We start from the raw sequence: 16,771 nt of genomic DNA on the forward strand, positions 1-16,771 counted from the left end.
TGGGGAGTGACCTTGCCCAGTTTGACCTCGAGCCGCTTGCACGATCGAGCAACATCGCGGCGCGTCATGGGGTTACCTCGCTTGTTGAGAAAAAGAGGATCCGAGCCGGAGATCTCCTTGCCACTTTGTATCCGTTTCGAACGGCTCAACATTTCCAAAACTGGCCTCCCTTCCCTCAGATAGGCCTCTACCACCATTCGAGATGGATAACTAATGGGAACCAGCCGCTCTTTTCCGCCCTTTCCTCTTACGCGGGCGGAATCGGAAACCTTGTTCCAAGCGGACAAAGTAAAGGAGAGAGCTTCGGATACTCGAAGTCCGCTTCCGTACAAGAGCTCAAAAAGAGCAATATCTCGAAGCATCAAGGCTCTTTCAACCGCATCGTCTTCTGGGGGTATCAGTTCGTCGAGGGCCTTCAAGAGGTTCCTAGCCGCAGGTACCTTGGGAAGCCTGCGAGGAACCTTAGGGGCCTCCACTAATGATGATGGATCCTGGACAATGATTCCTCTTTTGTGGCAGTACCGAAAGAAGCTTCGAAGCACATATGCCCGCCGTGCAATCGTGGCCGTAGACAAGCCCAGAGTGCCCAAAAGAGAGAGGTAGCTGCGAACAAGGCGCCGGTCAAGGTCTTCCAACGATCTATTGGCTTTTCGGAGATAGCCCAGGAAGTTACTAAGGTCACGTCGGTATGCCTCTCGGGTGTTCCAAGACCGGTTTTGCTCTACATATAGCCATGTCAGGTAGGCCTCAAAGATGGCCTCGGCAGCCCCGATGTCCTCCATTGTGTCTTACGCTCTCTTACATAGCTTTCTCTGTACTTACCTCCAGTATGAGGGTTGCGCTCTAGCATGGGGGGAACTAGAAGCGACAAAACGCTCCCCGCCGTAAGGAACGACGAGACCCGCTCGACTCAAACCGGCTAGCGCGTCTATCACCGATGCCGGGGTCATTTCACACCTGGCTGATAACTCGGCCAAGGTTCTAGGCTCCCCGTCCCCTAAGAGGAATAAAATTTCCGATTGCGCCTGCGTCAGATTCAAAGACTCAATTCGTTGGTCATTTGCCCTACAGCTGGCCGGCACGTTTTGACATGTCGCATTATCGAGGAGTTCGGCGTGCGAAGGTAGCGCTAGCGCAGAAAGGCATTCCACTACATCTTCGGCAGAGCGCACAGGTGCGGCGCCCTCCCAGATCAACTGGTTGGTTCCCGAGGCGGCCGGACTGAGCACCGAACCTGGAACCGCCATCACCTCTCTTCCGATCTCGTTGGCAGCGGCTACGGTTGAAAGTGCACCACCCGACAAAAAGGATTCCACTACGACCACTCCAACGGAGAATCCGGCTATCGTTCGATTTCGCTCGGGAAATCGCCACTTTTCCGGCGGGGCCCCTAGCCCGTACTGACTGACCACAACACCTTTATTCAGGAGAGAGCGATATAACTTGCTATTGCACTTGGGATAGACAACGTCTATTCCGCACCCGAGCACGGCAACTGACAGAGCTGTACCAGCGTGGGACTCGACCTCCAAGGCTCCCAAGTGAGCCGCCGCGTCGATCCCTCTCGCCATCCCCGACACCACTGTGATCCCGCGCTCTGCGAGCCCTAGTCCTAGCCGAAAGGCAACCTCGAGGCCGGTCACGCTAGCCCGCCTCGTACCCACGACAGCCACGCAGCCGACGTTGGGAAGCTCACCGTTGCCTGCGAGAACTAAAAACGGTGGAGCAACCGGAGAAGATGCGAGGAATTCAGGGTAGGCTGGTCCTCCCTGGAAGATCACCCTCCCCCCAAGCTCGGCCAATGCTGTTCTCGCGCGTTCATAGTCATAGCCCGCCAGGTAGCTGGCGACGCGCTTAGCCTGAGATGGAGTGACTCGGTCCCGCCTAGTTGAAAGGGCCACTGCTTCCCCCGCCGCCAAAGCATCGACCGCGCCGGCAGGACCCTTGAAGAATTCGACGGCCCGTCGAAGACGGGCGGTGCCTAGGTGTGGGCATGACATAAGCGCTAGCGCGCACAGTTCGATATCTGTGTTTACCGACTCCTTTGAAGGGGGCGAAAAAATGCGAGCCTCCACCGTCTAGCTCCCGCTAGCTTTCCGAAAGCTCAGCCGGCAGGACGAACATGCTCAATGCCTCTTCTACGTGGCAGAGCTCGGGCTCTTCTGCACCGTCCAATGCTGAGAGTGCCCATGACAGTCGCATCATCTTGTGAATGCGCCTTGCTGAAACTCTCTGCAGAACCGCCCACCTCTCCAAGAGGCTCCGGGCGGTTGCCCGAAGCGGCAACAATTCTCGTAAGGCCCTAGCTGGAAACCACGCCAACGGAGTCGTGGAGCCGGTGCGGGCTGCTAGCAGTGCACGGGCCTCTTCGATCATGGAAGCCATCGAACGGCGATCAAACTCCGATTTAGACTGCAGCAGCTCAGCGGGATCAGGCGGATGCATGTGTAACGCTAAGTCGAAGCGGTCAATAAAAGGGCCGCTTATCTTGCGCAGAAATCTCACTCTTTCCTGCTCACTACAGCGACATGACTGATCCCCGTTTCTCTGAGACCGCCTAGAGGCCCCACAAGGACAGGTGTTTGTCGCAGCAACTACCATTGGGCGTGCCGGGTACTCAACCGTCATCTTCGCCCTGGCGATTCGAACGACTCCGTCTTCGAGCGGTTGTCTGAGTGCGTCTAGGGCCGGAGATGAAAACAGCGCCAGCTCATCCAGGAATAGCACCCCATGATGTGCCAAGCTCACTTCCCCGGGTCTAGGCACTCCACCTCCACCTCCAACGAGAGCAGCCGGAGACACCGTGTGATGCGGCCCTCTAAAGGGCGGCCTTTTTGGGAGCTGGTTATCGAATCGATCGGATACTAGGCTATGTATCATGCGCACTTGCAGAGAAGCGTTGGTGTCTAAGTCCGGGAGAAGCGCGCAGAATCCTCTTCCGATGAGTGTCTTGCCAGATCCCGGCGGCCCCCACAAGAAGATGTTCAGCATTCCCGCTGCCGCAGCAGCGATTCCCCGTCCTAGAGGGGCCTCGACCATGACCGACGCGATCTCGGCTTCGCCGACTCGCTCTTCCCCCGATGGCTTAGGCAGAGGTTCGCGGTTATCCGAAGGCATGAGAAGCGAAGGCCTAGACTCGCCCTTCATCAAAGAAACGAGGCCGGAGAGGTCTTCCACGGGAACAGCCTCTACCTCCTCCACTAGAGCCACCTCCCAGGAGTTGTGAACGGGAAAGACAAGCTTCGATCTCAACTGCCGACAGTAAGCTGCAATCGGCAAGATGTCTCGACATCGCTTGAGACCGCCGTCGAGCCCCAGCTCCCCAACCACCACAGCACCCTCTAAAAAAGTGGGTGGAGCAATTCCCGAGGCAACCGCTATTGCTGCTGCGATCGGTAAATCGAAAGCCGCTCCCGCCTTGGGAAGATCCGCGGGAGCGAGGTTTATAACGATCTTTCCCCGTGGCCATTGAAGTCCAGAAGACTCAAAGGCAGCTTTGACCCGATCCCGGGCCTCTCGAACGGCTGTATCGGCCAAGCCGACAACTGAGGCCTGTGGGAGTCCTCTACCTATGTGAACCTCTACGGTAGCAGGGTACGCCTGGATGCCAAGGACCGTAACAGTCTGCACCTTGGCAAGAGTTGACATGTCCCCCCTCTTTAGTCACTCGAAAAGACGCTGCCTTCATCCAAATCGATAGCGACTCCGTCGAAAGTCTGAGACCTTCACAGCGAAGACGGCAGTCGAATCAAGCGAGCCTAAGGTCGAATCCTCTCAGCCAAGACTACTCTGGAGGTATGACAAAACGCGCCCGGCCAAGACTATATCGTTTCGTCATCCGCCTGGACAGCACTCGAAGCAAAACGCACCGTATCGAGCGTGAATCGCCGATACCTCGGCACCAGCATCCAGGTACTGGCGCACTCTTGAGGCCACGTCTTCGGCCGAGCCGAAACAAGCTAAATCGGTGCAGATCTCCAAGGGCACAGAGTCCAAAGCTCCCTTTCGGTCCCCTGCATCCCAACGGCGCCTTATCTCCGACACAACCTCTGCGTACCCAGCCAATCCGAACGCATTAGCGTAAGCGCCGACGATCGCGTAATTGACTCCGAGTTGAAGAAGCAATTCGCTCAGTCGGTCTGTGCTCTGATCTTGGCCGTGAGCTCTTGCACAACCGGGTGCTTTTGCTGAGTGGCAAAAGCGACCAGCTTTGCTATGTCGCCCTCGATCTTCACTCTCCCCTGAGTTATCACTGCCTCAGCAGAGATCTCCCCCAAAAGCAGCTCCTTAGCCGTCTGAAAGTCTCCCTCGACCACAGCGTCTGCCTCCACAGGCGGGTCTCCCCGGCCCATGTCTATTACAAGCCCCTCGTCAACGATTACAAAAAAGCGCTGGTGTGGATCGCCGTGGGGACACCCATTTACCCTCACCGACACTATCGCCGAAAGCTGTCGGAGCTCCTCTGGCACCTCATCTACCTCTTCGTAAATAGATCTAGCAAGCTCAATCCATTCATCCGTCAAAAACGCGGCCATACCTTGCCTCCCTAGAATGTTGAGAACTCTGATAGCATAAGATCTATGGGATTCAATCCGTTCTCCCGTCGCATAAAACGGCGGTCCGACCTTTTCTTCGCAGTAGGCGGGCTTATCATAGTAGCAGCACTGGTCGTGTGGGCATTGCAGTAAGATACCCACTCAGAATTAGCGAGTGGGTGTTCAAAGCAAGACGAGGGCGCCGCGTAGAGTACCAATGAAGAGCCCGGTTATAACTAGACCCATCCAAATGTTCGCAATAGAGTTCTCTGCTGCGTTCGTTATGGTTTTGCTAGTTCCTGGTGACAAAGGCTTCGATCTCTTCACCAAACCGCTGATCGCAGGCGCCGCAGCAGGCATCGCCGGGTTTGGTATCGGCCTTTACGAAAAGCAGCTCCTGGCTAAAGAGTATGGACCGGCGGGACCGGTGATTTCGGGCTCAGCGTCCCGACCGAAAAAGAAGAGACAAGAGAAAAAAGAAGAGGAAGTCGAGACTCGTCCCCAACCTGTCATAAGGGCGATCGGTGCCCAGCCGTCTGCCGGACCGCAAGTATCTCCAGGAGTAGCAGGTCGCCGCGAGCGTACCGCTTTCAAAACTTCGCTACCTCCAGCCGCCAGCGCCCAGCCAGCCGCCCATGGCCAGGCTTCCACCGGGTCATCTCTCCAACCTGAGCAGACATCCCCAACTGTGGCGGGCGACAAATTACCAGCCTGGATGGAAAAGGCAATGGCCCAGGCGAAACAGTCTCAAGAGGGAGTAGCCCCACCACAGGGTACTTCAGGAGACGAAGAGCTGACCCAAGAACAGTTGCGGGCCCAGCTGGAGCAGCCTGTCAACCTAGGAATGCCAGTCAAGGCTGTGCCGACCGATGCAGCGTCGCTGGAGGGAGCCAGCAGCATCGACGATCTGGTTGGAATCGGTACTCCCTCCCGAAGCAGCGCAGATACAAGGAGCCAAATAGATTCGCTTCTGGCAGACAAGCCATCGGGACAGGTTCCCGCAAAGCCTTCCGAAGTAGGCGGGTCTATCCAGGTGGCGGTGGTCCATCCTGACCCTGACCACAGACGCCACATTTCCTCGATGTTGGCTGGAATTGGGCTATCTATCGTCCTAGAAACCGACTCAGAAGAAGGAGCCCTTTTAGGCCTCCTCGACACTAACGCAGACGTGATAATAACGGCCTTAGACGAACTATCCCACAATCCGTTCGAGTACGTTGCAAAGCTCAGGAAAGCATCTCAGTTCGCCCTGATAGTTGGGTATGGCGATCGAAGCTACGAGAGGATCCGGGAGATCGCAGCGGTTTGGACACCTGGAGGTCCGGTCCCTCCAGATCTAGCTAGGATGCTCGGAATCTGATCATTCGCAACGCTTATAGCCAAGGATTTTATGCAGAAGCCGTCCCCATTGCTGCTCAGCTCAGAACGCATCCTCCAAAATGGTCACTTCTGGAGGACCGTCTCTAGGAACGATCACGCAAGCGACGTCGAATCGAACTTGAAACTCGCCACGCGGCGCTTTCGATCGTTCCACGTTAGACAAAAACTCGCTCGCTAACTCTCTCAGCTTTTTTTGCTTGGCCATCCCTACAGCTTCTTCGGGATATCCAACAGCCAAAGACGATCTGGTCTTCACCTCACAAAAAACAACCTCGTCGCCGCGGGACGCGACGATATCTAGTTCACCGCGGCAACACCGCCAATTGCGCGCAAGAATTCGGTATCCCGCTGACTCGTAGCGTAAAGCGACCAATTGCTCGCCAGACCGAGCTAGTGCACGACCCGAGGCACCTGAAGCCGTCACAGCTAATCAGGGCTCTTTTGCGAGCTCTTCTATGTTGACGTCTTTGAAAGTCACGACCCGTACTTTGTTGACGAAGCGCGCAGGCCTATACATATCCCACACCCACGCATCTTCGAGATCGACCTCAAAGTAAGTGCGCCCATCGGCGTGCTTCACCTGCAAATCTACGTTGTTGGCGAGGTAAAAACGACGCTCCGTCTCTACGACATACCTAAACATCGGGAGTACATCCCGATACTCCTTATAAAGCTGGAGCTCGATCTCGGTCTCGTAGCGTTCAAGGTCTTCAGCGGACAATTAGACCTCCAGGGTGCGATTGCAGAAGCGGGAAGAAATCGCCCGGATACACGACCGGCCAGCCGCATAGGCGCAGCAGACATCGCCCAGGAGAGAACGAGACGCCTTCACGCCATAATGATATGTCCGCAGCGGACGATAGCCGTGTGAATTCCTACACACTTTATACGCACCAAACAATTTTGAAGTGCTGCGCCCCGATTCGCCTACTAGCAGGTGCCCTGACCCCCTGGGAGTCCACCGAACGCCGAGGGGGGCCAGATTCTCAAAGAAGCGCGACCCACGACCTCGTTCAACTTCACGGGTCCAAAAACCCGACTGTCTGCCGAGGCGTTCCTGTTGTCCCCCATGACAAAGATCTCGTCAGGGCCCAGCTTAACGGTTCCTTCCCAGCTGGTAGTGATTCCCAAAGGCAGATAAGGTTCGTCAATGCGCTTTCCGTCAATGAAAATTTGGCCGGACCTGCCCTGCACAAGCTGGCCCGGGCAGCCAATAACCCGTTTTATGAGATGGCGATTGCGCCCTTCGCCCCCCAGCGCCTCTGCGAGTCCATCGCGCACTTTTTCAAGATAAGATCTCGTGTCTTGCTTTCCCCGCTCTCCAGGATCGACAAATACAACTATGTCTCCTCGGTGTAGCGTGGATGGATCGAAAAACAGCTTAGCCACGACCACCCGGTCCCCCACTTGCAGAGCGGGATACATAGAAGCGGATGGAATTTTGAACACCTGAAAAGCGAATGCCTTGACGGCCACGGCGAGAGCGAGTGCGACCAAAATCAATACAGGTAATTCGACCCAAAAAGGAAGGTGCGTACTCTCCGGCGCTGTGGGTTTTTCAGCCTCCTCGTGTAGGGATACCTGTGTTTTTTGTTCAGGCGCTTGAACTGCTCCGCTGGTGTCGGCGGATTTCAATGGGGCCGCTTTTCCTTTACTTTTGCGGCTTTGCCGACCCGGGAGCGCAGATAATACAGCTTCGCTCTGCGCACGTCCCCTCGCGTAACGACTTCTATTGAGGCGATGGAGGGAGAATGTAAGGGGAAGATCTTCTCGACACCGACTCCAAAACTAACCTTGCGCACTGTAAAAGTTTCTTTTGTCCCCGATCCTCTCCGGGAAATGACTACCCCTTGGAATGCTTGCAGGCGTTCCCTGTTTCCTTCGCGGATTCTTACCGATACCTTTACAGTGTCGCCAGGTCCGAACTGTGGAATGTCTTCGCGCAGATAAGGCTTCTCGATGAAGTCGAGCTTTTGCATGGCTTGAAAGCCCCTTCTTAGGTAGTCCGTTACGGTGACTGGAAACAGCAAGACAGCCCAGACTGGGCGGTATCGAAGTCTAATCTACCTGTATCCTGCAATCCTAGGGTTTTGACCGCTCTACTCGCTCCTTGCCATGAGCCTCCGATAAACAGGCTGGGCCCGCTAACCTAATCCCTTGCTCTTCAAGCCACTTCGCTTCGTCCGGGGAAACCAATCCCGCTTTGATCGCCTTTGAAAGAAGGTCCATTCGGTACCGCGCTGTCTTCAGTAGAGACTGCTCACGACGCCAACGAGCCACCGCGTCGTGGTCACCCGATACGAGAACCGGAGGAACCTCAAGACCGCGTATAACCCGAGGACGCGTATAGTGGGGATACTCGAGAACTCCGGTGACATGCGACTCGTCTTCTGCGGATTCGAGGTTGCCCATGACTCCTGGAATCAGCCTTATTGTGGCTTCCGCGACCACGAGAGCTGCCGCTTCCCCGCCCGCAAGAACACAGTCCACAACGGAAAACTCTTCGGCCCCTAATAGCTCGAAAGCTCGTTGGTCGATTCCCTCGTACCTTCCGCAGATAATTGTCACCGCGCTCGATCTACTCAGTTCTTCAGCCTCGGACTGCCGAAAAGGCCTTCCCGCCGCTGACATAGCCAGAATTCGACCCCGTCTCGAAGAAGGGATGCTCTCCACCGCCCGAATCACCGGCTCTGCGCGGACAACCATGCCAGCGCCTCCTCCATATGGATAGTCGTCGACGCGCTGCCCCGCCTCGACGAAATCCTTGGGGTTCAAGATCGAGACATGAACTACTCCCCGCTCCCTCGCTCTGCCTACTAGGGAAACGTCAAGGGGTCCATCGAAGTATTGAGGAAAAATAGACACGATGTTGAGGGTGAAACGAGGATTCAAGTCCCTCAGTCCTCGTCTTCTCCGGACTCATCGAATACGCCAAGGGGAGGATTTACAACTATCCGCCCAGCATCCAGATCTACATTGGGCACTAGTTGCTCGACAAAGGGCAGCAGCCTCCGGCCTGCGGGAGTATTGATTTCTAAAACGTCCTGAGCTGGATAGGTAAGAACCTCGACGACCTCGCCCAACACTCTCCCCTTCGTATCCACCACAGTTAGACCATATAGATCCTTGATCCATACCTGGTGATCGTGGGGACGTGTGTCTTTTTCCGAGATACAAAGCGCAACTCCTCTCAAAGTCTCGGCTTCGTCTCTCGTCTCGAATCCCGAAAAGCGGACTATGTAACGACCCCTGTGTATTCTGGATGCGGAAACGACAACCTCTTCGAGATAAATGACGTTTTCCCTCACTGCTACCAGCCGAGAACCCGGCGAGAGTCGACCAGGGTTCTCTCCCACAAGCTCGACCGAAACCTCCCCTTTCACTCCGTGAGGCCTGTGCACTAATGCCACCAGCAAGAGGCCGTCTGGAATGGAGACGTGCGATTCCCTGCTCATTCTGGGCCACCAATCCTATCTGAGAGCAGTTGTCGAGATCCTGTCGACGTCTTCGCCGGGCGAGACCCCGTCCTTCACAGACATTTACTGCTGCAAGATATGTAGGTTTCAGTCGATTATCTCTACAGTGGCCTCGGTTTTGTCGAGGTATGCAGCAGCCCTGGCGAGCTGCCGGAGAGCGGATGCGACCCGCCCGTTGCGCCCTATGATTCGGCCTACGTCTTCCTGAGCAGCGTGCAGCTCTAGAACTATTCCGTTCGGTCCCTCGAGGACCTCCACGAATACTTCCTCGGGCTTGTCTGCGATCGCGCAGGCCGCATAGTGCAGCACTGCCCGGGCAGTAGCGCCAGGGAGACGATTGCCCTCTGGAGCAACCTCATCAAAGTCGTCCATTTCGTCGTAGTCTTCGTAGTCGTCTGCCCGCAACTTCTTGCCTTTCTCTATGCATTGTTCCAGAAGTCCTCGTTACGGATTGCCCGAGGCCTCAGCACTCTTGTTCACCGCTGCCTTGGTCACTCTGGCCTATTCGGCCCTTACCCTTCTAGGATTACGCGCTTTTTTCGTCGTTTGTTGCTTTGGTCCGCGCCCTGGAGTCGGCCCGAGTGGCGCCCTTGGATTTTGTAGTACCCGAAGATTTGTCCCGAGCACTCTCAAACTCGTCAAAGGCTCCCGAAATCTCTAGCAGTTTCCGAACAGCCTCCGATGGCTGGGCCCCCTTCATAAGCCATCCCACGGCCTTCTCGTTGTCGATTTCCACTACCGACGGGTCTGGCCTCGGATCGTAACGCCCCAAAATATCGATGAATTTTCCGTCTCGCGGGCTTCTAGCATCGGCAACTACCACCCTGTAGGTAGGAACCTTGCTTCTTCCAGTTCGCGAGAGCCTTATTCGGACCGCCATGCCTCGCTCTCCTGTTTGTCTACATAGGTGTTTCTCTCGGTATGTGACGTGGATCAGGATACTGAAGGGAGCGCCGCGTTAGTACCAAATTCGCTACTCGAATCCGCACCCTTATCTCTTGCGTCGTTTTTTTCTCTGGCTGCGACTGGACTTGTGCCTGGATCGGCCAGTAAAAGCGGAAGGAAGGCCTGTGGGAGTCGGGCGGGCCAAAATGTCGATGCCGTCTCCCCTCGCCATCTTCATCGCCTTTATAGGAGATGCCACCGAGGCGAGCTGTCGCATCATCTTTTGCACCTCTCCAAACTGGCGCAGCAGGGCATTCACATCTTGAGGGCTAGTACCAGAACCCCGAGCGATACGCCGTCTCCTAGATCCATCGATCACTTTTGGATTGCGCCGTTCCTCGGGTGTCATCGAAAGGATGATAGCCTCCACCCGGGACAACTCTTTGTCGTCGAGGTCCTCTTCTTTAATCTTTCCGACTCCGGGAATTCCCGGGAGCAAGGAGAGCAGTTTTGTGAGCGGTCCCGCCTTCTTTAGCTGGCGCATTTGCTGAAGAAAGTCTTCTAAGTCGAATCCTCCTGCTGCGATCTTCTCCTGGAGAGTGAGAGCCTGCTCTCGATCGATTGCCTGCCCTGCCTTGTCAATAAGAGTGAGGACGTCACCCATTCCCAGGATCCGCCCAGCCATCCGATCGGGATAGAAAGGCTCCAGATCTGCAAGACCCTCGCCTGTACCGGCAAAGTAGATAGGTGCACCGGTCACCTCCCGCACCGATATCGCTGCTCCGCCCCGGGCGTCTCCGTCAAGCTTCGAAAGGATCACTCCGTCTACCCCGACGCGCTCAACGAAATTCTGAGCTACGCTTACCGCATCCTGGCCTGTCATTGCATCTACAACAAGAAGCACCAGATGAGGAGCGAGACTCTGGCGGAGCCTGCTCAGCTCTTGCATCAGCTCTTCGTCGACGGCAAGCCGGCCAGCTGTGTCTACGATCATCACGTCGTGGTCGGTGGTCCGCGTGTACTCCAAAGCCCTCATCGCTACATCAACAGGATTCTGAGGAGGAACCTCGGAGTACACGGGCACACCGGCTCGGTCACCGACCTTGACCAACTGCTCGACGGCTGCGGGCCTTTGCAGATCACACGCCGCTAAGATGGGTTTCTTGCCCTGGCGCTTTAGGTAGTAGGCCAGCTTACCGGCAGTGGTTGTTTTGCCCGAACCTTGAAGTCCAACCATAAAAATGATCGTGGGAGGAATAGAGGCAAGGCGGAGCTTGACAGGGTCTTGCCCCAAAGTCCTGATGAGTTCTTCGTGGACGATCTTGACAACTTGGTGTCCAGGCTGGAGACTCGTTTGGACTTCGGCACCAATAGCCCTCTCTCTGACCCGCGATATCAAATCTTTTGCGACTTTGTAATTGACATCGCCTTCTAATAGCGCTACACGAATCTCTCGCAAGGCTTCGTCTACGTCCGCCTCGCTCAACCGGCCACGCGAGCGAAGACGTCGAAACGCAGCTTCGAGGCGATCGCTGAGGGCCTCGAACAAGGTACCGCTCCCTGGCGTCAGACCGGCCGAATGCTCTCGTTGAAGAGAGCCTCGGCAAATTCTTCTGGATCAAAGGTGACAAGGTCGTCGGCTGACTCGCCGACTCCTACAAGCTTTACCGGAACACCCAACTCGTCTTCTATTGCCACTACTATCCCGCCTCTTGCTGATCCGTCGAGCTTGGTGAGAAAAATACCCGTTATCTGCACTGCCTCTTTGAACCGGGCTGCTTGAGAGAGACCGTTCTGGCCGGTGGTCGCATCGATAACCAACAAGGTCTCTGCTGGAGCCGCCCCAGCCTTCGATGCTACCCGAGCAATTTTTTTCAATTCCTCCATCAGATTCTGATTAGTGTGGAGCCTGCCAGCTGTGTCCACCAAAAGATAATCCGCTCCATGTGCACGCGCATACCCTATGGCATCGAAGACAACCGCGCCCGGATCGGCCCCTTCTGAGCCTTTGACAACATGAGCCCCAACGCGCTTTGCCCATATCTCCAACTGCTCGGTTGCAGCAGCTCTAAATGTATCGGCGGCTGCTATGACCACTGTTTGGCCAGCATCGCCAAAACGCTTGGCAAGTTTGGCGATCGAGGTAGTTTTGCCCGTGCCGTTGACGCCTGCGAACAGGTACACAGTGGGAGGAGTCTTTGATCGAACGAGGGTTCTGTCCTTTCCCTGTAGAACGGAAACTGTCTCGCTCTTTACTAACCTAATGAGATCTTCGGAAGTAGACAGGTTCTCAGCCCGCGCGCGTTTTTCGACTCTAGAAACCAAATCCATGGTCATCTTCACGCCTACATCCGCGGCTAGGAGGGCCTCTTCTAGGGCATCCCATGTTCCGGCATCAATCTTTTGTCTTCGCGCCACCCCAGCTAGAGCGGCTCCCAAGGCATCGCGAGCCTTCTTTAGCTTGGCCTTCCACAGCCTATCGGCTGATGCTGCGACTCCTCGACCAGAGCCAGGTTTCTTTAGGTTCTCACCACCCTCGCCCGAAGAAAGGGTGGCGGAATTGGAGAGGGCTTCCTCGAGCCCGACATCGGCATTCCTCACAGAGACACCCGCCTCAGCTGAAGCGTCGAAGCTTTCGACGTCATCCCGAGATTGAAAAGCCTTTTGAGGCGTGGAAGTCGCCGGTGGTGCAAGCAGGCTTCCGCTAGAAACACGCGTTACGCGCGTCCTGGCATAGATCATCACAGCGACTATCGCGATGGCTAGTACGACAGCGATCCCTAAAACTAAAAACAGTACGTTCATTCGAAGAGTAACCGCTCTATCTCGGCGAGCATAGATCGGCCCCTAGGACGATCAGCTGTAACTCAAGGACTCGGATACTTTATAGGAGACGACTTTTGATACACCTTCGCTTTGCATCGATACCCCATATAGACAATCCGCAATCTCTACCGTTCGCTTCTGGTGGGTGACTATCACAACTTGGCCGTGATCACGGAAGTCCCGTAGGAGTCTCAAAAACCTCTCTAGATTAGTGTCGTCAAGTGCAGCCTCTACCTCGTCGAGAATGTAAAAAGGTGAGGGACGCGCCCTGTAGATCGAGAACAAAAAAGCAAGAGCAGCGAGAGATCGCTCTCCACCAGAAAGAAGGGACAACCGCTTGACCGCTTTCCCAGCAGGCTTTGCTTCCACCTCGACACCCGAGGTGAGTGGATCCGAAGGATTTTGAAGGTATAGTCGTCCAGAACCCCCTTCGAAAAGCATCTGGAAGGTCGTCTCGAAAGAGCGGGCAATGTCGTCGAAGGCATTGCGGAATAGCAGTTCAATCTGGCTATCGACGGCTGCGATGACCTTTTGCAGCTCCCGCTTGGACTCCTCCAAGTCTTGCGCCTGAGCAGCGTAAAACTCCAACCGAGAAGAGGCCTCCTCGTAATCCTTTAACGCGAGCTGATTTATGGGACCCATCTTCTCGAGATCTCTCTCTACTGCGTTCAACTGGGCCTGGACCGTTTGATCGTCGAGCTCATCTAGCTCCGGTGGGAAAATTGGTGCCCCTGTTCCAGCCTGCAAATAATCGCGACTTGATGGGGCCTCTTCGCCGGTAACGCTCTTGTACTCCGATTCAACCTGTTCTAGTACTGTCGCCGTGCGTACCGCTTCAATCTCGGCCGCCTGGAGGGATTCTGCTGCCGCCGCCAAGCTCTGAGACGTCTCCTCGAGCCGCTTTCGCAAAACTCCGAGACGGCGTGAGCATGTGTCGTCCACTGGCCTCACAATGTCACACACCGAATAGGCGTCTTTCTCTAGTGCAGATATTGACGCCAACAAGCCGCCCGCGGCCTCTTCAATAGCCTGTGCCTTCCTCGCTAAATAAGATGCTAAATGCCTTTTTCTGTCTTCGGCAGCGAGCCGTTGTTGCTCTGATTGAAGCTTCTTGGCGATCTGCTCACGCCTGGATGCCAGCATCGAATGGCGCTCCTCAGCCCCTGTCAATGCCTTCTCGAGTTCGCGTCGCTTCTCCCTTGACGACGCCAGGGCTTCTTCTACCTCCGACAGCCGGGGTTCGTCGGCGCCGGCCAGGCTGTATGCGTGGCTCTCCTGGGATGGCGCCCCTGCCTTAAGTTGTTCTAAGAGCTTTTCGATCTCCTCTAACTTCTGGCGGTCCTTTTGAATGCGGGCGACAAGGCTCAATTCAGCCTTTTTGAGCGTAGCCCGCTCCGCGTCGACCCTCGAGAGTTCGGGATCGACACGCCCAAGCTCGTTTGCTGCCGCGGTAAGAGCGGCATCGCACTCGGCGAGAGCGGATCGGGTCGCTTCAAGATCTCGCTCCAAGGAGTGCAGATCTTTGCGCCGGCGAGCTAAATTCGCAGTGACAGCCCGCAGACGGTTCTCCGCTGCCCTGGCCTTTGTAGCTACATCCGTGAGAAGCGCGAGTTGAGAGAAGGGACCTGAAGCCTGGGCTCCCACCCTATAGACGCCAGCGCCGGCGATACCGCCCTGGGGGGTCACAAAGGTCAACTCTGGATATCTTTCGGCTAACTCCACAGCTGACTTCCAGTTGGCGACCAGATATGACCTAGAGAGTAAGATCTGAACCAGGGCGTATATTCGCTCGTCGCCCCCGCGAACCTTTACAGCCGTGACAAGAGGGCGGGCCTCTGAGGAAGGGGGAACCTGGGTAACTGGCCCAATTCGGAATCGCACCTTGATTCCCCTGTCGTTCTCGACTGATTGCGCGTCCAGAAGCCAGGCCGCTTCTTCTCCGTCTTGAAGCACCGCTGCAGCAGAAAGAACACCTGAGGTTCCGTTCACAACAACAGCTCGGCTAAAGTCACCGAGGGCGGCCTCAACAGCAACCTCGCTCCCCCGCTCTACCTCCAGCAAATCCCAGAAAGTACCTATGAAGCCATCAGGAGATGCTTCCGCTATCCGAGACGGGCCTTCAGTCGACGAATACTGTGCAGCCAGCTCTTTGAGGGCTTCTAGTCTCCCATTCCAAATAGACAGCTCTGCCTGAGCCTCCTCCCGCTCCCGCTCGAGTTCCTCGATCTCTCTTTGGGCAACCTCTCTAAGATCCACGAGGCGAGACACCTCTTCACTGAGAGGCTGGGAGCGAGCGTCGAGACGCCGGATCTCTTCGTCGAGCCGGTTTCGCTCTTCGACCAATTCCAGCCGCCTTTGGTCAAGTGCCCGTGCCCTTTCTACCACTTGAGAAACCTCGATTTCCGCCCGGGCTATGGAAGACTCTAGAGAGGACCGCTCTCCGGCGGCCTCAGCAGCCCGTAACGCCGCTTCGCTACCAGCAGCCATCTCCATCCTCAATGACTCGGCCTCGGCAGCTAGCCGGCGCTCTTCCGTGATAGCTGCTTCTAACTCCTCTCTAAGAACCGGAAGAACTGCCTCGATTTCCGCGAGTTTCTCGTCCAGCTGATCTTTTTCAGCACCAAGAAGGTCGAGGTGCTGGGCGGCAGACCGCAGGGAGACGGCTTCGAAGAATTTCTTCTTCTCCCGGGCTATGTCACCCAAAGATCCGCATGCCTGGCGAAGGTCGCGCAGTTTTGATAACGCCTCGTCGCCACTGCGGCGCACCGAGGAGACTTTGTTTCGGTCGGACGCTACAGACTCTATCTCTTCGCTCAAGGAAGATGAGAGCGACTCCAACCTTTCGACTTCCTTGCGCACCGCTTCTAGCCGCTCTTGAGCCTGCCTGCGTGCTTCTCTTGCTGCAGCCAGTCTTCTCCAGGCGAGAAGCTTACGGAGCAGAGCCGCCTCTGCGCTCACCTCCCTATAACGCTGTACGGCAGCGGCTTGCCGCTGGAGAGGACGTATTTGACGTTTGATTTCTCCCATGATGTCGTAGATCCGAGATAAGTTTTCCTCCGTAGTAGCGAGGCGTCTCGAGGCACGCTCTTTTCTTTTCTTGTACTTGAGGATCCCTGCTGCCTCTTCGATCATTGACCTGCGATCCTCGGGGGTTGCCGTCAACACGGCGTCGAGTTGCCCCTGGCCCACAATCGTGTGTAATTGGCGGCCCACACCAGTGTCCGACAGCAGCTCCTGGATATCCACGAGCCTGCAGGAAGCTCCATTGATCGCGTACTCGCTCTCCCCGTTTCTGTACAGAGTTCGCGAGATGGCAACCTCACTAAAGTCGACGGGAAGCGTCCCGTCGGAGTTGTCGATAGTAATCGTGACTTTAGCCCGCCCCAAAGGCTTGCGGACTCCAGAGCCGGCGAAGATGACCTCTTGCATGGAGCCCGTTCTCAGTGTCGAGATTGCCTGGGTACCCATAGCCCAGCAGATGGCATCGACGATGTTGGACTTGCCCGACCCGTTCGGTCCCACGATGACGGTTATGCCGGGCTCGAACTCGATCGTGACAGGGTCGGCGAAAGACTTGAAGCCCTTTATTTCCAAGGACTTAAGGAGCAAACGAAAGCCTCCTCCGACAAGCTATATCTTGGAAACCATCGATGCGGCGAAAATGCAACC

At 55.9% G+C, this 16,771-nt stretch carries 17 protein-coding genes; 1 reads left to right on the plus strand and 16 read right to left on the minus strand.

What is annotated here, in order from left to right:
- The 5 genes from C4318_07075 to C4318_07095 form a co-directional block, all read right to left on the minus strand.
- A partial coding sequence (locus C4318_07075; GenBank protein MER3454898.1) for a hypothetical protein occupies positions 1-782 on the minus strand: 782 nt, incomplete at its 3' end.
- Positions 783-818: 36 nt separating this feature from the next.
- Positions 819-2,075, minus strand: a complete 1,257-nt coding sequence (locus C4318_07080; GenBank protein ID MER3454899.1) for a hypothetical protein — start codon at positions 2,073-2,075, stop codon at positions 819-821.
- Between the two features lie 13 nt (positions 2,076-2,088).
- On the minus strand, positions 2,089-3,648 hold the full coding sequence (locus C4318_07085; protein MER3454900.1) for an ATP-dependent protease: 1,560 nt from the start codon (positions 3,646-3,648) through the stop codon (positions 2,089-2,091).
- A 186-nt stretch (positions 3,649-3,834) separates the two neighbouring features.
- The gene (locus C4318_07090; protein ID MER3454901.1) at positions 3,835-4,125 is read right to left on the minus strand and encodes a hypothetical protein; all 291 of its coding nucleotides are present in this window, start codon (positions 4,123-4,125) and stop codon (positions 3,835-3,837) included.
- 5 nt (positions 4,126-4,130) lie between these two features.
- Positions 4,131-4,535: a hypothetical protein gene (locus C4318_07095; GenBank protein ID MER3454902.1), complete on the minus strand. Its 405-nt coding sequence runs from the start codon at positions 4,533-4,535 to the stop codon at positions 4,131-4,133.
- Between the two features lie 250 nt (positions 4,536-4,785).
- On the opposite strand from C4318_07095, the gene C4318_07100 reads away from it, so the two are divergent.
- Positions 4,786-5,895 (plus strand): hypothetical protein, encoded by a 1,110-nt coding sequence (locus C4318_07100; protein ID MER3454903.1) that lies wholly within the window; start codon positions 4,786-4,788, stop codon positions 5,893-5,895.
- Between the two features lie 60 nt (positions 5,896-5,955).
- Here the strand turns inward: C4318_07100 and C4318_07105 are convergent, their stop codons facing one another.
- From C4318_07105 to smc, 11 genes are all read right to left on the minus strand, one after another.
- Positions 5,956-6,339 carry a YraN family protein gene (locus tag C4318_07105; GenBank protein MER3454904.1) on the minus strand — a complete coding sequence of 128 codons (384 nt, stop codon included), beginning with the start codon at positions 6,337-6,339 and terminating at the stop codon, positions 5,956-5,958.
- 6 nt (positions 6,340-6,345) lie between these two features.
- Positions 6,346-6,636 (minus strand): DUF2469 domain-containing protein, encoded by a 291-nt coding sequence (locus C4318_07110; protein ID MER3454905.1) that lies wholly within the window; start codon positions 6,634-6,636, stop codon positions 6,346-6,348.
- A gap of 209 nt (positions 6,637-6,845) precedes the next feature.
- Entirely contained in the window at positions 6,846-7,550 is a 705-nt protein-coding gene (gene lepB / locus C4318_07115) for a signal peptidase I (protein ID MER3454906.1), read from the minus strand.
- Positions 7,547-7,894 carry a 50S ribosomal protein L19 gene (locus C4318_07120; GenBank protein MER3454907.1) on the minus strand — a complete coding sequence of 116 codons (348 nt, stop codon included), beginning with the start codon at positions 7,892-7,894 and terminating at the stop codon, positions 7,547-7,549. The genes lepB and C4318_07120 overlap by 4 nt, the downstream gene beginning before the upstream one ends.
- Positions 7,895-7,997: 103 nt before the next feature.
- Entirely contained in the window at positions 7,998-8,816 is an 819-nt protein-coding gene (locus C4318_07125) for a tRNA (guanosine(37)-N1)-methyltransferase TrmD (protein MER3454908.1), read from the minus strand.
- Positions 8,813-9,370 carry a ribosome maturation factor RimM gene (locus C4318_07130; protein ID MER3454909.1) on the minus strand — a complete coding sequence of 186 codons (558 nt, stop codon included), beginning with the start codon at positions 9,368-9,370 and terminating at the stop codon, positions 8,813-8,815. Before C4318_07130 ends, C4318_07125 begins: the two co-directional genes overlap by 4 nt.
- Positions 9,371-9,478: 108 nt before the next feature.
- Positions 9,479-9,796 carry an RNA-binding protein gene (locus tag C4318_07135; GenBank protein MER3454910.1) on the minus strand — a complete coding sequence of 106 codons (318 nt, stop codon included), beginning with the start codon at positions 9,794-9,796 and terminating at the stop codon, positions 9,479-9,481.
- A 121-nt stretch (positions 9,797-9,917) separates the two neighbouring features.
- Positions 9,918-10,271 (minus strand): 30S ribosomal protein S16, encoded by a 354-nt coding sequence (rpsP, locus tag C4318_07140; GenBank protein ID MER3454911.1) that lies wholly within the window; start codon positions 10,269-10,271, stop codon positions 9,918-9,920.
- Between the two features lie 111 nt (positions 10,272-10,382).
- Positions 10,383-11,825 carry a signal recognition particle protein gene (locus C4318_07145; GenBank protein ID MER3454912.1) on the minus strand — a complete coding sequence of 481 codons (1,443 nt, stop codon included), beginning with the start codon at positions 11,823-11,825 and terminating at the stop codon, positions 10,383-10,385.
- Between the two features lie 17 nt (positions 11,826-11,842).
- The gene (locus tag C4318_07150) at positions 11,843-13,018 is read right to left on the minus strand and encodes a signal recognition particle-docking protein FtsY (GenBank protein ID MER3454913.1); all 1,176 of its coding nucleotides are present in this window, start codon (positions 13,016-13,018) and stop codon (positions 11,843-11,845) included.
- Positions 13,019-13,132: 114 nt separating this feature from the next.
- Positions 13,133-16,711, minus strand: coding sequence for a chromosome segregation protein SMC (smc, locus tag C4318_07155; GenBank protein ID MER3454914.1), 3,579 nt, complete (start codon positions 16,709-16,711; stop codon positions 13,133-13,135).
- Positions 16,712-16,771 lie beyond the last annotated feature (60 nt).

It is taken from the genome of Acidimicrobiia bacterium, from assembly GCA_040289475.1.
Lineage (GTDB): Bacteria > Actinomycetota > Acidimicrobiia > ATN3 > PSLF01 > PSLF01.